The organism is Nocardioides dokdonensis FR1436, from assembly GCF_001653335.1.
Taxonomy (GTDB): Bacteria; Actinomycetota; Actinomycetes; order Propionibacteriales; family Nocardioidaceae; genus Nocardioides; species Nocardioides dokdonensis.
Window position 1 is genome coordinate 2,103,642 of the sequence record NZ_CP015079.1, and the last position, 21,339, is coordinate 2,124,980.

23 protein-coding genes are annotated in these 21,339 nt (G+C 72.9%); 14 read left to right on the plus strand and 9 right to left on the minus strand.

Annotated features, from left to right (window positions below; translation table 11 throughout):
* Nucleotides 1-7: 7 nt before the first annotated feature.
* The 4 genes from I601_RS09930 (at nucleotide 8) to I601_RS21465 (ending at nucleotide 2,478) form a co-directional block, all read left to right on the plus strand.
* The gene (locus tag I601_RS09930; protein ID WP_068114696.1) at nucleotides 8-349 is read left to right on the plus strand and encodes a hypothetical protein; all 342 of its coding nucleotides are present in this window, start codon (nucleotides 8-10) and stop codon (nucleotides 347-349) included.
* Nucleotides 346-1,119 (plus strand): VOC family protein, encoded by a 774-nt coding sequence (locus tag I601_RS09935; protein ID WP_068108906.1) that lies wholly within the window; start codon nucleotides 346-348, stop codon nucleotides 1,117-1,119. The genes I601_RS09930 and I601_RS09935 overlap by 4 nt, the downstream gene beginning before the upstream one ends.
* A gap of 129 nt (nucleotides 1,120-1,248) precedes the next feature.
* On the plus strand, nucleotides 1,249-1,776 hold the full coding sequence (locus tag I601_RS09940) for a DinB family protein (RefSeq protein WP_068108908.1): 528 nt from the start codon (nucleotides 1,249-1,251) through the stop codon (nucleotides 1,774-1,776).
* Nucleotides 1,777-1,800: 24 nt separating this feature from the next.
* Nucleotides 1,801-2,478, plus strand: coding sequence for an alpha/beta fold hydrolase (locus I601_RS21465; RefSeq protein WP_179948562.1), 678 nt, complete (start codon nucleotides 1,801-1,803; stop codon nucleotides 2,476-2,478).
* Here the strand turns inward: I601_RS21465 and I601_RS09950 are convergent.
* Nucleotides 2,475-3,809, minus strand: a complete 1,335-nt coding sequence (locus I601_RS09950) for an ABC1 kinase family protein (RefSeq protein WP_068108911.1) — start codon at nucleotides 3,807-3,809, stop codon at nucleotides 2,475-2,477. The two genes, I601_RS21465 and I601_RS09950, sit on opposite strands and share 4 nt — an antisense overlap.
* A 149-nt stretch (nucleotides 3,810-3,958) precedes the next feature.
* On the opposite strand from I601_RS09950, the gene I601_RS09955 reads away from it, so the two are divergent.
* Nucleotides 3,959-4,411, plus strand: coding sequence for an SRPBCC family protein (locus tag I601_RS09955; RefSeq protein WP_068114700.1), 453 nt, complete (start codon nucleotides 3,959-3,961; stop codon nucleotides 4,409-4,411).
* Here the strand turns inward: I601_RS09955 and I601_RS09960 are convergent.
* A complete protein-coding gene (locus tag I601_RS09960) occupies nucleotides 4,408-5,226 on the minus strand; it encodes an alpha/beta fold hydrolase (RefSeq protein ID WP_084527418.1) in 819 nt (272 codons plus the stop codon). The genes I601_RS09955 and I601_RS09960 overlap by 4 nt on opposite strands.
* Nucleotides 5,227-5,378: 152 nt before the next feature.
* On the minus strand, nucleotides 5,379-6,056 hold the full coding sequence (gene msrA / locus I601_RS09965; RefSeq protein WP_335582187.1) for a peptide-methionine (S)-S-oxide reductase MsrA: 678 nt from the start codon (nucleotides 6,054-6,056) through the stop codon (nucleotides 5,379-5,381).
* Between the two features lie 89 nt (nucleotides 6,057-6,145).
* Between msrA and I601_RS09970 the strand changes: the two genes are divergently transcribed.
* The 3 genes from I601_RS09970 to ilvA are packed head-to-tail and all read left to right on the plus strand — an operon-like array spanning nucleotide 6,146 to nucleotide 9,981.
* Complete coding sequence (locus I601_RS09970; protein ID WP_068108917.1) at nucleotides 6,146-7,309, plus strand: cystathionine gamma-synthase; 1,164 nt, start codon at nucleotides 6,146-6,148, stop codon at nucleotides 7,307-7,309.
* A 24-nt stretch (nucleotides 7,310-7,333) separates the two neighbouring features.
* Entirely contained in the window at nucleotides 7,334-8,770 is a 1,437-nt protein-coding gene (locus I601_RS09975; RefSeq protein ID WP_237089603.1) for an AI-2E family transporter, read from the plus strand.
* Nucleotides 8,767-9,981, plus strand: a complete 1,215-nt coding sequence (gene ilvA, locus I601_RS09980; RefSeq protein WP_472459305.1) for a threonine ammonia-lyase — start codon at nucleotides 8,767-8,769, stop codon at nucleotides 9,979-9,981. The genes I601_RS09975 and ilvA overlap by 4 nt, the downstream gene beginning before the upstream one ends.
* Before the next feature lie 4 nt (nucleotides 9,982-9,985).
* On the opposite strand, the gene greA is transcribed toward ilvA, so the two are convergent.
* On the minus strand, nucleotides 9,986-10,495 hold the full coding sequence (greA, locus tag I601_RS09985; protein ID WP_068108920.1) for a transcription elongation factor GreA: 510 nt from the start codon (nucleotides 10,493-10,495) through the stop codon (nucleotides 9,986-9,988).
* A gap of 203 nt (nucleotides 10,496-10,698) precedes the next feature.
* Nucleotides 10,699-11,100 (minus strand): DUF4307 domain-containing protein, encoded by a 402-nt coding sequence (locus I601_RS09990; RefSeq protein ID WP_068108922.1) that lies wholly within the window; start codon nucleotides 11,098-11,100, stop codon nucleotides 10,699-10,701.
* A gap of 30 nt (nucleotides 11,101-11,130) precedes the next feature.
* On the opposite strand from I601_RS09990, the gene mca reads away from it, so the two are divergent.
* Together mca and I601_RS10000 are read left to right on the plus strand one after the other, a co-directional pair.
* A complete protein-coding gene (gene mca / locus I601_RS09995; RefSeq protein ID WP_068108925.1) occupies nucleotides 11,131-12,060 on the plus strand; it encodes a mycothiol conjugate amidase Mca in 930 nt (309 codons plus the stop codon).
* Nucleotides 12,061-12,062: 2 nt separating this feature from the next.
* Entirely contained in the window at nucleotides 12,063-12,329 is a 267-nt protein-coding gene (locus I601_RS10000) for a hypothetical protein (RefSeq protein WP_068108927.1), read from the plus strand.
* 39 nt (nucleotides 12,330-12,368) lie between these two features.
* Here I601_RS10000 and trxA read toward each other — a convergent pair whose 3' ends face one another.
* Together trxA and I601_RS10010 are read right to left on the minus strand one after the other, a co-directional pair.
* Complete coding sequence (trxA, locus tag I601_RS10005) at nucleotides 12,369-12,728, minus strand: thioredoxin (protein WP_068108930.1); 360 nt, start codon at nucleotides 12,726-12,728, stop codon at nucleotides 12,369-12,371.
* Between the two features lie 40 nt (nucleotides 12,729-12,768).
* A complete protein-coding gene (locus tag I601_RS10010) occupies nucleotides 12,769-13,950 on the minus strand; it encodes a serine/threonine-protein kinase (RefSeq protein ID WP_068108934.1) in 1,182 nt (393 codons plus the stop codon).
* Nucleotides 13,951-14,004: 54 nt separating this feature from the next.
* Here I601_RS10010 and I601_RS10015 point away from each other — a divergent pair, with 54 nt between their 5' ends.
* Nucleotides 14,005-14,709, plus strand: coding sequence for a haloacid dehalogenase type II (locus I601_RS10015; protein ID WP_068108936.1), 705 nt, complete (start codon nucleotides 14,005-14,007; stop codon nucleotides 14,707-14,709).
* A 76-nt stretch (nucleotides 14,710-14,785) separates the two neighbouring features.
* Here the strand turns inward: I601_RS10015 and I601_RS10020 are convergent, their stop codons facing one another.
* On the minus strand, nucleotides 14,786-16,957 hold the full coding sequence (locus tag I601_RS10020; RefSeq protein WP_068108939.1) for a hypothetical protein: 2,172 nt from the start codon (nucleotides 16,955-16,957) through the stop codon (nucleotides 14,786-14,788).
* Nucleotides 16,958-17,138: 181 nt separating this feature from the next.
* The gene (gene trhA / locus I601_RS10025) at nucleotides 17,139-17,873 is read right to left on the minus strand and encodes a PAQR family membrane homeostasis protein TrhA (RefSeq protein WP_068108943.1); all 735 of its coding nucleotides are present in this window, start codon (nucleotides 17,871-17,873) and stop codon (nucleotides 17,139-17,141) included.
* A gap of 112 nt (nucleotides 17,874-17,985) precedes the next feature.
* Between trhA and I601_RS10030 the strand changes: the two genes are divergently transcribed.
* The 3 genes from I601_RS10030 to I601_RS10040 all read left to right on the plus strand — a co-directional run bounded on the left by I601_RS10030 (nucleotide 17,986) and on the right by I601_RS10040 (nucleotide 21,307).
* Nucleotides 17,986-18,756, plus strand: a complete 771-nt coding sequence (locus tag I601_RS10030) for an isoprenyl transferase (RefSeq protein ID WP_068108945.1) — start codon at nucleotides 17,986-17,988, stop codon at nucleotides 18,754-18,756.
* A gap of 351 nt (nucleotides 18,757-19,107) precedes the next feature.
* Complete coding sequence (locus I601_RS10035) at nucleotides 19,108-20,409, plus strand: PhoH family protein (protein ID WP_068108948.1); 1,302 nt, start codon at nucleotides 19,108-19,110, stop codon at nucleotides 20,407-20,409.
* 235 nt (nucleotides 20,410-20,644) lie between these two features.
* Nucleotides 20,645-21,307 (plus strand): aggregation-promoting factor C-terminal-like domain-containing protein, encoded by a 663-nt coding sequence (locus I601_RS10040; RefSeq protein ID WP_068108951.1) that lies wholly within the window; start codon nucleotides 20,645-20,647, stop codon nucleotides 21,305-21,307.
* Nucleotides 21,308-21,339 lie beyond the last annotated feature (32 nt).

Here is a 21,339-nt window from a genome sequence, read left to right on the forward strand (position 1 = left end):
GGCTGGCATGAGCATCCCTGTCGCGATCGACGACCTCGCCGCGACGCTGAGGCGTTTCGACGCCGCCTTCCTGCTGAGCACCGACCCCACGACCACCCCGGCGCGGGTCAAGGTGGTCTCGGTGCGACCCCGCTTCTCCGGCGGCCTCCTGCTGCTCGACGCCCCGGGGCGTGGCTCGCTGGCCAACGCCGGCGCCAACGACGCCGTCACCCTGCTGTGGCCGCCGCGCGCGCCCGACGACTTCTCGCTCATCGTCGACGGCACCGCCCTCGTGGTGGAGCAGACGATGCACGTGCGACCCACCGGCGCCGTGCTGCACCGACCGGCGGGGACGAGCCCGGGCGCATGAGCGTGGACCTGCCCGTCTCCAGTCCCACGTGGGTCAGTGCCTTCCTGGACCTGGCCGCCGAGGAGCTGGAGCGGGGCTCGGCCTTCTGGGCCCAGGTCACCGGCACCACCCTGTCCGCGGTGCGCGGTGCGCAGCACGAGTTCACCACCCTCGTCCCGACCGACGGCGACGACCACCTCCGCATCCAGCGCCGCGACGCGGGCGGCTCGCGGGTGCACCTCGACCTGCACGTGCCCGACCAGGCCGCTGCGGCGGCGTACGCCGTGGAGCTGGGCGCGGAGGTGGTGCGGCCCGAGGAGCGCGAGGACGGGTTCGTGGTGCTCGTCTCGCCGGGCGGGCTGAGCTTCTGCTTCGTCGGGCAACGGGCGACCACCCGCAGCCGCCCGACGTCCTGGCCGGCCGGGCACCGCTCCCGAGTCGACCAGGTCTCCATCGACGCGCCGGGTCGGCTGCTCGCCGCCGAGCTGGCGTTCTGGCGCGACCTGACCGGCTGGCGGCTGCGGCGCACGGCGTACCCCGAGTTCCACCAGCTCGAGGTGCCCTCGAGCCAGCCCCTCCAGGTGCTCCTCCAGCGGCTCGACGACGACGCCACCGAGGTCAGCGTGCACCTCGACCTCACCACCGACGACGTCGGCGCCGAGCTCGAGCGGCACGTCGCCCTCGGCGCCCGGGTGCTGGCCAGCCACGACCACTGGACGGTGCTGGCCGACCCTGGTGGCCTGCGCTACTGCGTCGCCGGCGACCCGCCGGACCACGACGTCCCGGCCTGACGCACGAGCCCGTAGCCAGAAGGACCGAACGCGTCTTCAGCGTCCCTGCTCAGGCGGGGAGTCGACCGGCAGCGGGTCGTTCGGTCCTTCCGGCTACGACGGGCTGAACCTCCCGACTAGCGTGGACGGGTGCCTGAGACCCCGCTGCCCGAGATCCCGTTCGTCGCCGACGAGGTGAGCGCTGTCCGCTCGTTCCTGGCCTACTACCGCGCCACCCTGCGCCGCCAGGCCGAGGGACTCAGCGCCGCCCAGCTCCGGCAGGCCCTGCCGCCGAGCACGATGACGCTGGGCGGGATGCTCTCGCACCTGGCCTTCGTCGAGGACTACTGGTGCTCGCACGTGCTGCACGGCACCGAGCCCGCCGAGCCGTGGGCCGGAATCGACTGGCGCGCCGACCCCGACCGCGACTGGCACCGGGCCGCCGACCAGGGCCCCGAGGAGCTCCTCGCCCAGTACGACGCCGCGCTGGTCGTCGCCGACGCGGCCATCGACCGGGCGCTCGCCGACGGCGGGCTCGACACGCTGGCGGTCACGCCCAGGCACGGCTCAGCGGCCAGCCTGCGCTGGATCCTCCTGCACCTCGTCGAGGAGTACGCCCGGCACGCCGGGCACGCCGACCTGATCCGTGAGTCCATCGACGGTGCCACCGGTCTCTGACCGCGGGCGACCTACGGTGGGGAGATGCGATCCACCACGCAGCGCCCCGCCAGCCGCCTCTCGAGGACGACACTCGTCGCCGTGGTCGTGGCGGCGCTGCTGGTCCTGGCGGCCTGCGGCGCGGACGAGCCCGGCGAGGCGGACGGGACCGCAGCGGAGGGATCGGGGGAACGCATCTCCCTGGTCGACGACGGCGACGCGCTGCGCTGGGGTGACGGCTCGTACGGCGTCGTGCTGGCGCACGGCGCGGCGTTCGACGCCGCCAGCTGGCAGGACCAGGCGGTCGCGATCGCAGACCAGGGCGCGAGCGTCATCGCGGTCGAGGACCTGACGCCCGAGGCGATGACGGCCGCCGTGGACCTCCTGCGCGACGAGGGTGCGGAGAGCGTCGCGCTCGTCGGCGGCAGCGCGGGCGCCGACGCGGCGCTGCGGCTGCTCAGCGACGAGCCCGACCTGGTCGACCAGCTGGTGACGCTCTCGGTCAACAGCGTCGTCGACGGCCTGGGCGACCAGCCCAAGCTGTTCATCGCGAGCGAGGAGGAGCCGGTCGCCGACGTCTCCGTCGAGCTCGCCGAGACGGCCCCCGGCGACGACAACGAGGTCCTGCTGCTGCCCGGCGCCGACCACGCGCAGAACATCTTCGACGGCGAGCAGGCGGAGGCGGCCCTGACCGCGCTGCTGGAGCGGCTCGACCGAGGCTAGGCCGGGTCGGCGAACCCCGGCAGCGACTCGCGCAGGATCTCGCCGAACGCCACCTCGGCCTCGAGCTGGGAGAGGATGCCGACCGCGCCGAGCCAGGTGCGGTGGATCAACAGGTAGGACGGCGGCAGGTTGATCTTCAGGGCCACCGAGAACGACGGGTCGCGGGGGTTGTTGATCCGCTGGAACTGCTCCTGCATCCAGGCCCGGGTGAACTGGAACCGCTCGGTGCGGGCCGGTTCCACGAACGGCGCGAGGTAGTCGAGCAGCTCGCGGGAGCCGATGCTGACCCCGGGCTTGACGAAGCCCTCCTCGCGCAGCCCCTCGAGCAGGGTGGCGTCGTCCTCGATGGAGGCGATCCGGATCAGGGTGCCCATGGCCAGGGGCAGGCCGTCGGGCAGTCGCGCCACGGCGCCGTAGTCGAGCACGCCCATCCGGGGCGGCCCGCCGTCGACACCGGGCAGGACCCGGAAGTTCCCGGGGTGCGGGTCGGCGTGCAGCATCCCGGTGCGCCCCGGGGCGCCGGTCAGGAAGCGGGTGAAGAGGTCTCCGAAGCGGTCGCGCTCCTCCTGGGTGCCCTCGGTGATCACCTTCGCCAGCGAGGAGGTGGACTCCATCCACTCCGTGACGAGCGTGGCCGGGCCGTGGGCCACGACGTCGGGCACCTCGATGTCGGGGTCGTCGGCGTACGCCGCCGCGAAGGCGCGCTGGGCGGAGGCCTCGAGGTCGTAGTCGAGCTCCTCCTCCATCCGCGCCTGCATCTCGGCCACCAGCGGCTTCACGTCGAGCCCCGGCACGAGCGGACCGATGCTGCGCGCGAGGCGGGCGAGCTGGCGCAGGTCGGAGCGCAGCGCCTCGCCGGCGCGGGGGTACTGCACCTTGACCGCGACCTCGCGGCCGTCGTGCCAGCGTCCCTTGTGCACCTGCCCGATCGACGCGGCGGCGGTGGGGCCGCCGTCGAGCCAGACCAGCTGGTCCTGCCAGTCCTCACCCAGGTCGCGGGCCAGCGTCTCGCGCACGGTCTGGGTCGGCATCGGGGGGGCGGAGTCCTGCAACCGGGTCAGCTGGGCGCGGTAGGGCGCGGCGAGCTCCTCGGGCAGCGCGGCCTCGAGCACCGACAGGGCCTGGCCGAACTTCATCGCCCCGCCCTTGAGCTCGCCCAGGGTGCGGAAGAGCTGCTCGGCGGTGCGCATCTGGATCTCGCTCATCACGGCCTCCGCCGGGCGACCGCCCAGGCGCTTGCCGAGGCCGATCGCGTTGCGGCCGGCGTACCCGAGCGGGAGCGCGGCCAGGCGAGCCGTGCGTCCGAACGCCCTGCGCGGCATGTCGCTCATGGACACATCCTCCCTGACCGGGCAAGGCAGCGGCAGGTGAGCGCGTCCCGGTTCGTGGCCCCCATCGATTGCGCGTGTGCACCAGGAGGCGCACGCTGGAACACGGAGAGCACCTGCCCTGCCGCGAACCTCGTCCGGGAGTGATCCTGATGTCGGAGCGTCATCTCGCAGTACGACGCCGCATGGCTGCCCCGCCCAGCGCGGTCTGGGCGGTGTACGCCGACTTCCCGCACCTCGCGACCCACTGGAGCGGACTGCGCTCCTCGAGCGCCATCGGCGACCAGAGCGACGGCGTGGGTGCGCGCCGCCGCGTCGGGCTGAGGCCGCTGGGCAGCATGGACGAGATCGTGACCGTCTGGGAGGAGGGCCGCAGGATCGACACCGAGAACCAGCCCAGCCTGACGGTGCCGATCCGGCACGCCCGGTCGAGCCTCACGCTCGAGCCCGACGGCGACGGGACGGTGGCCACCTTCGACTACCGGTACCGGCCCCGGGGCGGGCCGCTCGGCGGGCTGCTCGGGCCCGTGACCGACAAGCTGTTGACGGCCACCTTCACCCACATGCTGGAGGCCGGCGAGCACGCCGCCCGCGCTGGCAGCTAGCGCGGCAAGAAGAAGTCGGCGAGCGCCGCAGCGATGACCCCGGGGTGGGTGAGGGGTGCGGCGTGCCCGGCGCCGGGAACCACCTGGAGCCGCGCGTCGGGGACGCGGTCCACCACGTGGTGCGCGCTGGTGGTGGAGAGGGGCTTGGAGGCGGAGCCGATCAGCACCAGGACCGGGACCCGGATGTCGCCCAGCACGGCCGGGTCGTCCACGGTCGGGCCCTCGTAGGCCAACCACTGCTGCAGGGTGCCGAGCAGGCTGGGGACGTAGCGTCCGCTGGCCTCGAAGTACCCGGCGGCCTCGGCCCCGGCGATGTCGTCGTCGGTGAAGGGCCAGCCGGCGAAGGCGCGGGCCGCCTCGGTCCGACGGTCGTCGGCGAGCAGCTGGGCCACGTGCGCGATCGTGGCGCCGACGACACCCTGCTCCGCCTCGTCCATCAGGCTCGGGACCACGGGCTCGAGGGCCGCCACCGCTGTCACCGCCTCGGACTCGGCCGCCGCGGTGAGCGCGAGGCCGGCCCCACCGGACCAGCCCACCAGCGCGACGGGTCCGTCGAGGCTGTCGACGTAGCCGAGGAGGTCCGCCACCTGTCGGCCGAAGCCGAGGTCGGGGTGGTCGCCGCTGAGGCCGCGGCCGCGCAGGTTCGTCAGGTGGCAGGTGAACTGCCCGGTCAGGTGCGGCAGCAGCGCCTGCCAGTCGAGCTCGCCGTCGCCCATGATCCCCTGCACGAGCACCAGCGGTGGCCCGTCACCGTGCACGGTGGCGCCGATCCTGACGCCGTCGGTGGGCACGTGGTGGGTGCGCTGCTCGCTCATGGGGGGCTCCGTCGTCACAGGGGGTCCCTGCCACGCTGTCGGATCGCGTCACCACGACCAGGTACGGCGCCGCCAGGCCCCTGGGACGTCATGCGCCCCGCAGCGACGGACGTCCCGCCCGTATGACGTCCCGCGGACGGGGACGCGCAGGCTCAGGCGTCCGCGGGGAACGGGACGCCGGTGTTCGAGTGGCAGCGGTAGCCGTTCGGGTTCTTGGCCAGGTACTGCTGGTGCACGTCCTCGGCGTAGTAGTACGTCGGCGCCTCGCGGACCTCGGTGGTGATCGCGCCGAGGCCGCGGCGGGCCAGCTCGTCGCCGTACACCCGGGTCAGCTCGAGTGCGGTGGCCTCCTGCTCGGGCGTGGTCCAGTAGATCGCGGAGCGGTACTGGGTGCCGACGTCGTTGCCCTGGCGCATGCCCTGGGTGGGGTCGTGCACCTCGAAGAACGCCTTGACCAGGTCGGCGTAGGAGACGACGGCGGGGTCGTAGACCACGCGCACGGCCTCGGTGTGGTTGGTGCGTCCCGAGCAGACCTCGTCGTAGGAGGGGTGCGGGGTGTCGCCGCCGGCGTACCCGACCGAGGTCGACCAGACACCCGGCATCTTCCAGTAGAGCTCCTCGGCGCCCCAGAAGCAGCCCAGCCCGAAGACCGCCACCTGGTGGCCGGCGGGGGCCTCGTCGGTGACCACCGGGGCGTCCAGCACCACGTGCCGCTCGGCGAGGTGCCAGGGGCTCTCGCTGCGACCGGGCAGGGTCTCGTCGGGGGAGATGAGGTCGGTCTGCTTGCGGGTGAAGAACATGCGGTGCGCCTCCAGAGGGTGGGTCGTCACGAGTGACAACACCGATCCTGCCCAGATGGTTCCCGATCCGTCCCACCCGGTCGGGCCGCCCACCCGGCGGGCATGAGTACCCTCGACGGGTGAGCGAGCAGCAGCACTTGGCCAAGGCGGGCTTCGAGACCCGCGCCATCCACGCCGGCTACGAGCCGGACGCCGCGACCGGGTCGGTGATCCCGCCGATCTACGCGACGTCGACGTACAAGCAGGACGGCGTCGGGGGTCTGCGCGGCGGGTACGAGTACTCCCGCTCGGCGAACCCCACCCGCACCGCGCTCGAGGGCAACATCGCGGCGCTCGAGCAGGGCGAGCGCGGCTTCGCCTTCGCCTCGGGCCTGGCCGCCGAGGACACCCTCGTGCGCTCGCTGTGCAAGCCCGGCGACCACGTGGTCATCCCCGACGACGCGTACGGCGGCACCTACCGGCTCTTCGACAAGGTCGAGCAGGCCTGGGGCCTGGAGCACAGCCCCGCTGCGGTCTCCGACGTCGACGCCGTGCGCGCCGCGATCCGTCCCGGCCAGACCCGGCTCGTGTGGGTGGAGACGCCCACCAACCCGATGCTCAACATCGGCGACATCGAGGCGCTCGCGGCCGTGGCCCACGAGGCCGGTGCGCTGCTCGTGGTCGACAACACCTTCGCCTCGCCCTACCTGCAGCAGCCGCTCACCCTGGGCGCCGACGTGGTCGTGCACTCGACCACGAAGTACTGCGGGGGACACTCCGACGTCGTCGGCGGCGCCCTGGTCGTGCGCGACCTCGGGATCGCCGACGCCGTGGCCTTCCACCAGAACGCCATCGGCGCGGTGGCCGGCCCGTTCGACTCCTGGCTGACGCTGCGCGGGTTGAAGACGCTCGCGGTGCGCATGGACCGCCACTGCGACAACGCCGAGAAGGTCGTCGACTTCCTGCTCGACCACCCCCGCGTGGAGCAGGTCATCTACCCGGGGCTGGCCTCGCACCCCGGCCACGAGCTCGCGGCGCGGCAGATGAAGCGCTTCGGCGGCATGGTCTCCTTCCGGGTCACCGGCGGCGAGGAGGCGGCGCTGAAGGTGTGCGAGAGCACCGAGGTGTTCACCCTGGGTGAGTCGCTCGGCGGCGTGGAGTCGCTCATCGAGCACCCCGGCCGGATGACGCACGCGAGCGTCGCGGGCACCGACCTGGAGGTGCCCGCCGACCTGGTGCGGCTCTCCGTGGGCATCGAGACGGCCGACGACCTCCTCGCGGACCTCGACCGGGCACTCGGCTGAGCGCGACCCGGATAGGTTGACGCCGTGGACGAGCAGCGGGACACCAGCACACCCACCACGGCGACGGCCGACCCGGGCGCCCCGGGGCCGGGCCTCCCCGGTCCGGACGGTCAGCAGGCGCTCGCCCAGCCCGACCCGGCGGCCCCGGCCCCGGGCGGACGGCTGCGCCGACGCAGCCTGCGGCCGCGGTCGGTGGAGGACGAGGAGAGCCTGGCCCACCGCCTCTTCCAGCAGTGGAGCCTGCTGCGCGACGAGCGCGAACGGCAGCTGACCCCTCCCGAGCTTCTCAGCGGCTCGGCCGCCTACCCGCGCACCCACGTGCCGCCCGGGGTCGACCTCGCAGCGGCCTGGGCGTGGCGCTTCCTGGTGATCGTGGCCGCCGGCGGCATCATCGCGTGGACCGTCGGCTACCTCTCGGTGATCGTGCTGCCCATCGTGGTCGCCCTGCTCATCAGCGCCCTCGCCGTCCCCGTCGTCGACCTCCTGACCCGCTGGCGGGTGCCTCGCGGCGCCGCCGCGCTCGTGGTGCTGGTCGGCGGGCTCGCCACCGTCAGCGCCGCGCTCACCTTCGTGGGCCAGCAGGTCGCCAACGGCGCCACCGACCTGGCCGACCAGACGGTCAAGGGGCTCGGGCAGATCCGGGTGTGGCTCGAGGAGGGCCCGCTGAACGCCAGCGACTCCCAGATCGACCGCTACATCAACGACGCGCAGAACCTGATCACCAACCAGACCAGCGACGGCGAGGTGGTCAGCCGGATCACCGAGGTCGGCACCACCTTGACCCACGTCTTCGCGGGCTTCTTCATCGTGCTGTTCGCGACCTTCTTCTTCATGGCCGACGGGCGTCGCATCTGGTCGTGGCTGGTGCGCCTGGCGCCGCGGGCGGCCCGGGCCCGCGTCGACTCCTCGGGCCGGGTGGCCTGGATCTCGCTGACCCAGTTCGTGCGGGCCACCGTCATCGTGGCCCTGGTCGACGCGATCGGGATCGCGGGCTGGGCCTGGTTCCTCGGGGTCCCGTTCGTGGCCGCCATCGGGGTGCTGGTCTTCCTCGGTGCGTTCGTCCCGATGATCGGAGCGACCATCGCCGGCACCGTGGCCATCCTGGTGGCCCTGGTCGACCAGGGGCCGTGGGCGGCGCTGCTGATGCTGATCGGCGTCATCGTCGTCCAGCAGGTCGAGGGGCACGTGCTCCAGCCCTTCCTGATGGGGCGCTGGGTCTCGGTGCACCCGCTCGCCGTCATCGTCGCCATCGCCACCGGTGTGCTCGTCGCCGGGATCGCCGGTGCGCTGGTCGCCGTCCCGCTGGCAGCCGCCGCGAACGCCGTCATCCAGCACCTGGCGGCCAACACGGCGCCCGGGGACGATCCGGAGGTGGAGCTGGCCGAGGACTACGACGAGACCGGAGCCAGGGTCGACGTACCGGAGGAGTCGTCCTCGTCAGCGGTGGGGGACACCCCGTGAGCGAGTGGCCGATGGTCGGCCTGGCCGAGATCGAGGCCGCCCGCGACCTCCTCGAGGGCGTCGCGGTGCGTACGCCGATGGAGGAGTCGCGCTGGCTCTCGGAGATGGTCGGCGGGGAGGTGCGGCTCAAGGCGGAGAACCTCCAGCGGACCGGCTCGTTCAAGGCCCGCGGTGCCTACGTCCGCATCGCCCGGCTCTCGCCGGAGGAGCGCGCCCGCGGCGTGGTCGCGGCCTCGGCCGGCAACCACGCCCAGGGCGTGGCGCTGGCCGCCCGGCTGCTGGGCATCTCCGCGACCGTGTTCATGCCCGAGGGGGCGCCGATCCCCAAGGAGCGCGCGACCCGCGGCTACGGGGCCGAGGTCGTCTTCTCGGGCCAGTACCTGGAGGACGCGCTGGTCTCGGCCCACGAGTTCGCGGAGCGCACCGGCGCGGTGCTGATCCACCCCTTCGACCACCCCGACGTGGTGGCCGGGCAGGGCACGGTGGGTCTCGAGATCCTGGAGCAGCTGCCCGAGGTGGCCACCGTGGTCGTGCCCACCGGCGGCGGTGGCCTGCTGGCCGGCATCGCGCTCGCGGTGAAGGCGGTGCGTCCCGACGTACGCATCGTGGGCGTGCAGGCCAAGGACGCGGCCGCCTACCCCGGCTCGTTGGCCGCCGGTCGGCCCACGCCGCTGCAGGTGATGCGCACCATGGCCGACGGGATCGCCGTCGGCCGGCCCGGCGACCTGACCTTCGCGGCCGTGCGCGAGCACTGCGACGACGTGCTCACCGTCAGCGAGGACTCACTGGCGCGAGCGGTGCTGTCGTTGGCCGAGCGCGCCAAGCTGGTCGTCGAACCGGCCGGGGCCGCCGCGGTGGCCGCCCTGCTGGACCGGCCGGGCGACTTCGCCGCACCCGTGGTCGCGGTGCTCTCGGGCGGCAACATCGACCCGTTGCTGCTCGGCAAGGTGATCCGCCACGGCATGGCCGCAGCGGGGCGCTACCTCAACCTGCACGTGACGATCCCGGACGCGCCCGGCGGACTGGCCCGGTTGCTCACCGAGGTCAGCGCGGCCGGCGCCAACGTGCTCGAGGTCGCCCACGAACGGATCTCCCCGGCCCTGTCGATGGACGAGGTCGACGTGCACCTGCAGCTGGAGACGCGCGGGTCCACACACTCAGAAACCGTGCTCGCGCGGTTGCGCGAGCACGGTTACCGGGTGCTGGAGTGAGTGCTCAGACGGTGTAGGGCACCGCGTCGAGGATGACGACCTCGAGGACCTTGCCGTTGGGAGCGGTGTAGGACACGGTGTCGCCGCGGCTGGCGCCGTGGATGGCCTGCCCGAGCGGGGACTGGGGGGAGTAGACCTTGAGGTCCTCGACGGAGTCCTCGATCTCGCGGGCGCCGAGCAGGAAGGTCTCGACCTCGTCGTCGCTGTCGCCGACGAACTTGTAGGTCACCTTCATGCCGGGCTCGACGACGCCGTCGTCGGGAGGGGTCTCACCGATCTCGGCGCGGCGCAGCATGTCCTCGAGCTGGCGGATGCGGCCCTCGATGCGGCCCTGCTCCTCGCGCGCTGCGTGGTAGCCGCCGTTCTCCTTCAGGTCGCCCTCGTCGCGCGCCTCGCTGATGCGCTCCACGATCTCCTGACGCACCGGACCCCTGAGGTCGTCGAGCTCGGCGGTGAGCTTGTCGAAGGCGTCCTTGGTCAGCCAGATCTTGCCGGGCTCGGTCGACTGCGTCATGGGTACTCCTACGGGGTGCGTCAGGGTGTGGTCGTCAGCACCCGGTGGTCGTGGGTGTGTGTGGAACGGATCTGACTACGTCGGACCGACAGACGGACGGCCGACGGTGCTTGCGGGCCTTCGGTCCTGGCGGGCCCACGGGACAGTCAGGGCTTCATCTTAACAATCTCTGCCCAGAAGTGCAGATACGTCCGCCGCAGCGGTCAGCGCGGGCGGGGCTGGCCCTCGGCCGTGCAGCCGACGTTCTCGACCGCGGTGGCGAGCCGCTCGGTGCGGATGCGCAGCTCGGTGCGGCCCCCACGGTCGGGCTCGAAGACCAGCTCTCCGACGGTCGCCTTGTCCTCGGCGTAGGCACGCACGAGGCACTGGACGCCGGTGGCGTCGTCCTGGAGGCGCACGTCGATCACCGCGGTGGCCACGTGCTCGTCGACCACGTCGAAGCCGACGATCTCGGACTTCACCGCAGGGGAGGCGTGCACCAGCGTGGTCCAGGTCAACCAGGCCAGGCAGGTGGCGGCCACGACGCCGATCAGCACCAGCAGCGCGCGCCGCCGCCACGGCGCGGGAGCGCCGTACCGCTCGGCGAGGAGGTCCTGGGAGGTCACTCCTCCATGGTGACACCTACGATGGAACCCATGTCGCAGCACCCCCAGCCGCCTGCCCGGCAGCAGCAACCGCACCGGCCCTACGACGGACTGCGCCTCATGCACGTCCACGCCCACCCCGACGACGAGTCGAGCAAGGGTGCGGCGTCGACCGCGCGCTACGTCGACCAGGGGGCGGAGGTGCACGTCGTGACCTGCACGGGCGGTGAGCGGGGCTCGATCCTGAACCCGCGCATGGACCGTCCCGAGATCCTCGAGAACATCACCGAGGTGCGCCGCCAGGAGATGGAGCGTGCCCGTGACATCCTCGGCATCCGCCAGCACTGGCTCGGCTTCGTCGACTCCGGGTGGCCCGACGGCGACCCGAAGCCGCCGCTGCCGGAGGACTGCTTCGCGGTGGCTCCGCTGGAGGAGTCGGTGGAGGCGCTGGTGCGCATCATGCGCGAGGTCCGGCCGCACGTGGTGACGACGTACGACGAGCGCGGCGGCTACCCGCACCCCGACCACGTGCGCTGCCACGAGGTCAGCGTCGCGGCCTTCGAGGCCGCCGGGGATCCCGACCGGTTCCCCGACGCGGGCGAGCCCTGGCAGCCGCTGAAGCTCTACTACCACCACTCCTTCAACCGTCCCCGCATGGAGGCGTTGCACGCCGCGATGCAGGCCCACGGCCTGGAGTCGCCGTGGGAGGAGCGACTCAAGAACTGGATCCCCGAGCCGGAGTGGGACGAGCGGATCACCACCAAGGTGGAGTGCGGCGACTACTTCGGCGTGCGTGACCAGGCGCTGCTGGCGCACGCGACCCAGATCGACCCCGACGGGCACTGGTTCGCGATCCCGCGCGAGCTGCAGGTCGACGTCTGGCCGACCGAGGACTACGAGCTCGTGGTGAGCCATGTCGCTCGAGCGGAGCACGAGGACGACCTCTTCGCCGGCATCGACGCCCCGGGTGGCACGCTGTGAGCATGTTGCTGGCTGAGCTCACGCCGTTCCTGGCCCCGGTCCTCGACCTGGTCCGACTCGTCGACGAGGCCCCGGAGCCGGAGGACGTCAAGGCCGGCTGGGGCGCGCTCGCGATCTTCTTCGGGCTGGCCGCGGCCGTCGCGCTGCTCGGCTGGAGCCTGTTCCGCCAGCTGCGCAAGGTCGACTCCGCCGAGAAGGCAGGCGTCTACGGCAGCGCACCGACCGAGGCCGAGCCCGAGCCGGCGAACGGCGACGACGACCGCGGCTGAACCCTGGGTGATCAACCCCGGGCGATCAGCCCTGGGTGATCAGCCCTGGGCCTCGACCTGCTGGCGCACCTCGTCCATGTCGAGGCCGCGCACGGCCTGGATCACCTCGTCGAGCGCCGGTGCGGGGAGCGCGCCGGGCTGCGCGAAGACCAGCACACCCTCGCGGAAGGCCATCAGCGTCGGGATCGACTGGATCCCGGCGGCGGCCGCGAGCTGCTGCTGCTCCTCGGTGTTGATGGACCCGAAGGTGATGTCGGGGTTGGCCTCGGAGGCGGCCTCGTAGGTCGGGGCGAACTGCTTGCACGGTCCGCACCAGCTGGCCCAGAAGTCGACCAGCAGGATGTCGTCCTCCTTCACGTGGGTCTCGAAGTTGGCATCGGTCAGCTCGATGGTTGCCATGCCTCCACCGTACGACGCGATCGCTCCGGAACCACGCGGGTCACCGCCGTTGGGACTTCCCCTCGCGCTGCCCGGGGCGCTCGGTGCCGGGGTCGTCGGGGTCGTCCGCGCTGTCGGAACCGGCCGCGAGCCCGGCGACCAGGATCAGCAGCAGCATCGCGGCCACCGCACCGGCCACGCCCCGGTGGTGCACCGGGGTGGCCCGCCAACGCGCGAGCAGCCGGCCCGGGGCATGGGCGATCGCGGCCCCGGCCCGGTCCGGGAAGCTGTCGCCGGGCACCCGCACCCTGGCCGGCTCCGCCTCGTCGGGCGCCGGGGCCGACGGGGGCCCGGGCGGCGGGGGCGCCGCGGCGGCCGGCACCTGCGAGGTGAGGGCGACCGGGGCGGTCAGCACGGCGGTGGTGGCGCCGAGGTCCGGCGCGGCCGACGGCGTACGCAGCTCCTCGAGGGTGGTCTCGACCTGGCCGGCCGAGGGACGCGCGGCCGGGTCCGCTGCGGTCATGGCCGCCAGCAGGCGCCGCCACCGCTCGTCGAGCGAGGCGGGCAGGTCGGGGTCGCGCTGCAGGCGGGCCAGCGCCGACTCGGTGGGGCTGCCGGGGAACGCGCGCTCGCCGGTCAGGCACTCGAGCAGCACCAGGCCGAGGGAGTGGACGTCGACCGCGGTGCCGACCTCCTCGCCCCGGACCTGCTCGGGCGAGAGGTAGGCGGCGGTGCCGATGGCGGTGCCGGTCCGGGTGTGGCGCACGGTGTCGCCGATCAGCCGGGCGATGCCGAAGTCGGCCAGCTTCACCCGTCGCTCGGCGCCCAGCAGCACGTTGCCGGGCTTGATGTCCCGGTGCACGACGCCGCGCTCGTGGGTGTGGGCGAGGGTCGCGGCCAGCTGCGCGCCGACGTGCGCGGTCTCGTTGGCCCCCAGCGGTCCCTCGTGGAGGGCCTGGGCCAGCGAGCGGCCCTCGACCAGCTCCATCACCAGGAACGGGTGCTGCTCGTCGATGCCGGCATCGAGGACCGTGACCAGGCCGCGGTGGGAGAGGTTGGCCAGGGTGCGGGCCTCGGTGGTGAACCTCGCCCGGTCCGCCGGGTCGCCGGCCACGTCGCGCAGGACCTTGACCGCAACCTGGCGGTCGAGGAGCCGGTCGGTGGCGCGGTGCACGTCGGCCATCCCGCCGGAGCCCAGGAGGGGTCCGAGCTCGTACCGGCCGTTGAGGAGTGAAGAGACCACGTGCGCAGTCTGGCAGCCCCCGACGGGTGAAGGGTCGATGGCTAGGCTCGGACGATGGACAACCCCACCGGTGCCCCCCGGGTGGTGGTCCTCGACGTCAACGAGACGCTCTCGGACCTCTCCCCGCTCGACGACGCCTTCACCGAGATCGGCCTCGCCGCGCACGAGCGCCAGGCATGGTTCGCCGGCGTGCTGCGCGACGGGTTCGGCCTCGGCCTCGCCGGCGCGAGCGCGCCCTTCGCGGAGATCGCCTCCGGTGCCCTGCGCGCACGCCTGCAGGAGCGCGGCGCGGCGTCGGAGGACGAGGTCGAGGCCGCCGTCGCGACGGTGATGGGCCGCTTCTCCGAGCTCGGCCTGCACCGCGACGTGGCCCCCGGCATCCGGGCGTTGCGCGCCGCCGGGCTGCGGGTGGTGACGCTGAGCAACGGCGCCGCCGGCGTGGCCGAGGCGCTGCTGGCCCGCGGGGGCCTGCGCGACCACGTCGACCTGGTGCTCTCGGTCGAGGACGCCCCCGCGTGGAAGCCGGCGGCGTCGGCCTACCAGCACGCGCTGGACGAGTGCGGGGTCGAGGCGCACGAGGCGATGCTGGTCGCCGTGCACCCCTGGGACATCGACGGTGCGGCCCGGGCGGGGTTGCGCACCGGCTGGGTGGACCGCAGCGGTCGGGGCGCCTACCCGTCGTACCTGCGCGCCCCCGAGCTCACCGCGCCCTCGCTGGCCGAGCTCGCCGGCGACCTGCTCACCGCCGAGCTGAAGTGACGCGGGGCTGACGTGCCACCGGCCCGCGCGCTTCCCCGAGGGGGCACGGACGGGCCGGTGGGTGGGGTGCGGTGGCTCAGGGGGTCGGCGGCACCGGGGTGCCGTCGACGGTGAAGACGCCGCCGTCGTTGTGGTTGTCGGGGTTGGTCGGTGCGGTGTTGCCGCGGACGGTCACGTCGGAGACCGTCAGCACGCCGGTGGCGCTGTTCCACAGGCCGCCGCCCTCGTTGGCGGCGTTGTTCCCGGTGACGGTGCCCCCGGTGTAGGTCACGACCCCGGCAGCGGTGATGTGCAGCCCGCCGCCGTTGCCCGGCGAGGCGCCGGTGTCGTTGCCGGTCAGCACCACGTCACGCAGGGTCACGGAGGTGGCGTCGGTGGTCTCGATCGCACCGCCGGCGCGCACCGAGGTGTTGGCGTCGAAGGTGCTGCCGGTGACCTCGAGGGTGCCCTTGTTCAGCAGGCCGCCGCCGGAGCCCGCAGTGCCGGTCGCGGTGTTCTCGCTGACCACCGAGTCCCGCACGGTGAGCGTGCCGCCGTCGTTGTAGAGGCCGCCACCACCCTGGTCGGCGTCCTTGCCGCCGGCGGTGTTGGCGACGACCTCGGACCCGGTGACGGTGAAGGTGCCGGCCGCGCTGTTCCACAGACCGCCGCCCTCGGCGCTCGCGCGGTTGCCGCGGACCTCCGTGCCGGTGACGTCGACGGTGCCGGCGCCGGTGAGGTGCACCGCGCCGCCGTTGCCGGGGGCCGCGCCCGCGGTGTTGTCGTTGAGGGCCGAGCGCTGCACCGACGTGGTGCCGAGGTTGGCCTCGATCGCTCCACCGGCGCGCTGCGCGTCGTTGCCGATGACGTCGCTCTGGACGACGGTGAGGGTGCCCTGGTTGTTGAACAGCCCACCGCCGGAGCCCGCAGCGCCGGGTGCTGAGTTGCCGGTGACGGTGCTGCCGCGCACGGTCAGGTCGCCCATCTCGTTGTAGAGGCCGCCGCCGCCCTGGTCGGCGGCGCCGCCGGCCGCGACGTTGTCGACGACGTCGGAGCCGCGCACGGTGAAGACACCGCCTGCGCTGTTCCACAGCCCACCGCCCTCGGCGAGGGCGGTGTTGCCGCTGACGGTGGAGCCGACCACGTCGACGGTGCCGGCGCCGGTCAGGTGCAGGCCACCGCCGTTGCCCGGGGCGGCGCCCGCGGTGTTGTCGGTGAGGGCGGACCGGCGCACGACGGTGTCGCCGGCGTTGGCCTCGATGCCACCACCGGCCCGCGGTGCCTGGTTGTCGTTGATCGTGGACTCGCTGACCTCGAGGGTGCCGAGGTTGTTGAGAATGCCGCCACCGGAGCCGGCGGCGCCGGTCGCGGTGTTGTCGTCGATCGTGGAGCGGGTGACGCGCATGAAGCCGCCGTCGTTGTAGATGCCGCCGCCGCCCTGGTCGGCTGCGGCACCGCCGGCGGTGTTGCCCTCGATGCGGGTCCGGTCGACCAGGAAGGTGCCGTCGGCGGAGTTCCACAGCCCGCCGCCCTCGGCGCCGGCGCTGTTGCCGCCGATCCAGCTGCTGGTGATCTCGACGGCTCCGCCACCGGTCAGGTGCAGGCCGCCGCCGTTGCCGGGCTCGGCGCCCGTGGAGTTGTTGACGAGGCGGGTGCCGATCAGCTGGGTGAGCCCCTCGAGGGCCTCGATCGCACCGCCGGCGCGGGTGGCGGTGTTGCGCGCCAGGCGCGAGTCGGAGATGAGCACCTCGCCGCCGTTGTTGAACACGGCGCCACCGGAGGCACCGGTGCCGGTGACCTTGTTGGCGAGCATCGAGGTGTTGCGCACCACGAGCGAGCCGTTGACGAGCACGGCGCCGCCGCTCTCGCCGGCGGCCGGGGCGCCGCCGCGCAGGCGGGCGTTCTTGACGACCAGCCGGGCCCCGTCGGCGACGGTGAAGATCCGGTCGACGCCGTCGGCGTCGATGGTGTGGCCGCGAGCGTTGAGCACCAGGTCGTCCTCGACCTCGATGGCGCCGCCCAGGCGGCCGTTGAAGCGCACGTCGTCGCGCAGCTTGAGCCGGGCCCGACCGTCCTGGCGGTTGGCCTTGTCCACGGCGCGGCGCAGCCCGGCCTCGGAGCTGGCACTGGGGCGCTGCGCGGCGGCGGACGGGGCGGTGGGTGAGGCTGCCTGCGCAGTGCTCGGGAAGGCGGCGACCGCCGCCAGGGCGAGGGCCCCGGCCGTCGCTCCGCCGAGGAGTCGGCCTGCTCGGGTGCTGGGTGTCGTCATGTGGTGCCCTTCTCTCCGGGTGCGACCGACCGGCCGCAGGACGCGCTCCAGGGACGGGAGGCGGCGGTGCAGAGCGGGTGCGCCGCCCGTGAGGGCGCAGACCTGCTCGGGGGTGCTTCGGAGCCGCGCCCCGATCGGACTGGTCCGGGGGATGAAGGGGTGCTGCTGCGCTGGGGCGAGCTCAGCGCAGCGAGTAGGTGGCCAGCGAGACGCCGATGTAGTGGGTGGCGAAGGCGAGGATGGTGAAGGAGTGGAAGACCTCGTGGAAGCCGAACCACCGGGGGCTGGGGTTGGGGAACTTGAAGCCGTAGACGGCCCCGCCCAGGGTGTAGAGCAACCCACCGGCGGCGATCAGCACCAGCACGCCGATGGCCATCCCGGTGCCCAGGCGCGAGGTCGCGCCGTCGATGAAGCCGGGGATGAAGAACAACGCCGACCAGCCCATCGCGATGTAGATGGGCGTGTAGAGCCAGCGCGGGGCGTCGGTCCAGAAGACCCGGAACAGCACGCCCAGGACGGCGCAGATCCACACGGTCAGCAGCAGCACGGTGCGCTGGGTGCCCCCGAGCAGCATGAGCGCCAGCGGGGTGTAGGAGCCGGCGATGAGCACGAAGATGTTCGAGTGGTCGAAGCGCCGCAGGAACGCCCACGTCCGGGGCGACCAGGTGCCGGTGTGGTAGATCGCCGAGACCGTGAACAGCAGCAGCGCCGAGCCGGTGAAGACCGCCGAGCCGATGCGGGTGGTCGTGTCGGGGGAGAGGGCGACCAGCACGATGCCGGCGACGAGCGTCAGGGGTGCGGTGCCCAGGTGCAACCAGCCGCGCAGCTTCGGCTTGATGTCGCGGAACTTCTCGTGCACCGACTCCGTGAGGTGGTCGACGCCGTGGCGGACCGAATCGGGGAGGTGGGCGCTCATGAAGGAGGAATCTACCGTCCGGCTCCCCATCCGCGCTCCCTCACGAGGACCTCGGGGGACGAAGATCACGTGTCGCGGTGAGGTCGGGCCGCCCAGGCCGTAGCCTGAGCGGGTGGACTGGAAGCGAGGAGTGCGGCGGGTGATCTACCCGGCGTACGAAGCGCGGCTGCTGCGCCGCCTCCCCGAGAACCTGCCCCGCCACGTCGGCGTGATGCTCGACGGCAACCGGCGCTGGGCACGGGCGGTCGGTCACGACACCGCCCACGGGTACCGGGCGGGGGCCGCCAACATCGAGCCGTTGCTGGGCTGGTGCGGCGAGGTCGGGATCGAGGTGGTCACGCTGTGGCTGCTCTCGACCGACAACCTCAACCGGCCGGCCGAGGAGCTCGAGCCGCTGCTCCAGATCATCGCCGACGCGGTCGACTCGCTCGCGGTGCAGCGGCGGTGGCGGTTGAACCCGGTGGGCGCGCTCGACCTGCTGCCGGCCGAGACCGCCGAGCGCCTCAAGGCGGCTCAGGAGGCCACCCGCGACGTCGACGGGATGCTGGTCAACGTCGCGGTGCCGTACGGCGGGCGGCGCGAGATCGTCGACGCGGTGCGGTCGCTGCTCAGCGAGCACGCCGCGAAGGGCACCTCGCTCGAGGACCTCGCCGGCGTCGTGGACATCGACATGATCGGCTCGCACCTCTACACCCGTGGCCAGCCCGATCCCGACCTGGTGATCCGCACCAGCGGCGAGCAGCGTCTCGGCGGCTTCCTGCTGTGGCAGAGCGCCACCTCGGAGTTCTACTTCTGCGAGGCCTACTGGCCCGACTTCCGCCGCGTCGACTTCCTGCGGGCCATCCGCGCCTACGCGCTGCGCGAGCGCCGGCACGGGACCTGACACCCGCGGGTAAAATCCGGGATCGGCGTGTTGCCCCCGACGTCACGTGGGCAGGCGTAGATTCAGTGCCACCGGTGAGTGGGGAAGCTCACCGCACCTGGAAGGCCCGCTCGTGACCACTCACGAATGCTCCGCACGTCAGGCTCCTGCCTGGCTCGCGCTCGGAGGCGGGCACTCCCGTCCCTGGGGCCCCTCCCGGTCCGAGATCAGGTTCTAGGGCGGGCGACGAGTGCGCGCCGCGACCCGTGAGGGGTAACCGTGCCGACCAAGGTCACGTCGCAGCAGTCGCACAGCGCAGCTCACCCAGCAGTCCAGCACCCCGCCCAGGACGCACCCGACCAGCCGGGCGATGTGCCGCTGGTGCGCACCTACGTCCTGGACACCAGCGTCCTGCTGGCCGATCCGGGGGCACTGCGGCGCTTCGAGGAGCACGAGGTCGTGCTGCCCGTCGTCGTCATCACCGAGCTCGAGGGCAAGCGTCACCACCCCGAGCTCGGCTTCTTCGCCCGCGCCGCGCTGCGGATGCTCGACGAGCTGCGGGTGGAGAACGGGCGCCTGGACACCCCGGTGCCCGTCGGGGAGCTGGGCGGCAGCATCCGGGTCGAGCTCAACCACACCGACCCCAGCGCGCTGCCGTCGGGCTTCCGGCTCGGCGACAACGACACCCGCATCCTCGCGGTGGCGAAGAACCTCGCCGACGAGGGCGCGGCGGTCACCCTGGTCTCCAAGGACCTCCCGCTGCGGATCAAGGCCTCGGCGGTCGGGCTGGACGCCGAGGAGTACCGCGGCGAGGCGATCTCGGAGTCCGACACCGGCTACACCGGGATGGCCGAGCTCGACGTGCCCGCGGCCGATCTCGACACCCTCTACGACGAGGGCGTCGTCGACCTCGACGAGGCCCGAGACCTGCCGTGCCACCAGGGCCTGGTGCTGCTCTCGGAGCGCGGCACCGCCCTGGGGCGGGTCGGGGCCGACAAGCGGGTGCACCTCGTGCGCGGTGACCGGGAGGCGTTCGGCATCCACGGGCGTTCCGCGGAGCAGCGGGTCGCCCTCGACCTCCTGCTCGACCCCGAGGTGGGCATCGTCTCCCTCGGTGGGCGCGCCGGCACCGGCAAGTCCGCGATGGCGCTGTGCGCCGGCCTCGAGGCCGTCCTGGAGCGTCGCCAGCACCAGAAGGTCATCGTCTTCCGTCCGCTGTTCGCCGTGGGCGGGCAGGAGCTCGGCTACCTGCCCGGCTCGGAGACGGAGAAGATGTCGCCGTGGGGCCAGGCGGTCTTCGACACCCTGGGGGCGATGACCTCGCGCGAGGTGGTCGACGAGATCCTCGACCGCGGCATGCTCGAGGTGCTGCCGTTGACCCACATCCGGGGCCGTTCCCTGCACGACGCCTTCGTGATCGTCGACGAGGCGCAGTCCTTGGAGCGCAACGTGCTGCTGACGGTGCTCTCGCGCATCGGGGCCAACTCCAAGGTGGTGCTGACCCACGACGTGGCCCAGCGCGACAACCTGCGCGTGGGCCGGCACGACGGCGTGGTCGCGGTCATCGACAAGCTGAAGGGCCACCCGCTCTTCGCGCACGTGACCCTGACCCGCTCCGAGCGGTCGCCGATCGCCGCGCTGGTCACCGAGATGCTGGAGAACGTCACCGTCTGAGGACCGTCGGCTGGGGCCGGTGGTCCGGGTGGGACCTGTGGGGCGGAATGGACGAGATCCGCCCCACAGGTTCGCCGGTTCGGTTTGCGTGCGACCCGCGCCTCCTGCACAGTTGCCCGTGATCGTTTCGTGACCTTGCCTTCCCCCGCCCGGTCACGGGGCGCGCCGACCCGCTGACGCACGGACGCGGGGTCTCGCGCCCAGTCCTGTCGTCGAGCATCGCGAGCCATTCCCTGTGTCCAAGCAGCCCAAGTACGTCGGCAAGCACGCCGCGCCCAAGACGCACCGTGCCAGCGCCGCACCTCGTCAGGCCCTGCGCACCACCGTCGTCATGTCGACGCTGGCCGTGGGGGCCACCGGCGCAGTCGTGACCGGCGGCGTCGCCGGTGCTCCCGCCACGTCGACCGCCGGCGCCGAGACCCCCGCCTCGGTGGTGCCGCTGGCGGCCGAGGCCGTCTCGGAGGAGACCCGCGCGGCCATCGTTGACGGCCGCGACGAGGTCGTCTCGCGCAGCGACCGTCGTGACCAGGCCGACCCCGCCAAGCAGGCGGCGCTGTCGACCGACGAGGGCCAGGCGATGACGAAGGCCGAGCGGCTCGCCGAGGCCGACCCCCGTGACATCGGGCGTGCCCTGCTCGGCGAGTTCGGCTTCTCTGCCGACCAGTTCAGCTGCCTCGACTCGCTGTGGGTCAGCGAGAGCGACTGGGAGGTCGACGCCGACAACCCGACGTCGTCGGCGTACGGCATCCCGCAGGCGCTCACCGAGCTACACGAGCTGCCCGCCGACTACATGACGTCCGCGGAGAGCCAGATCCGCTGGGGCCTGGAGTACATCCAGGACTCCTACGGCTCCCCGTGCAGCGCCTGGTCCTTCAAGCAGGCCAACAACTGGTACTGAGCGCCCTCGCGTCGGTCCGGCCTGGGACCATC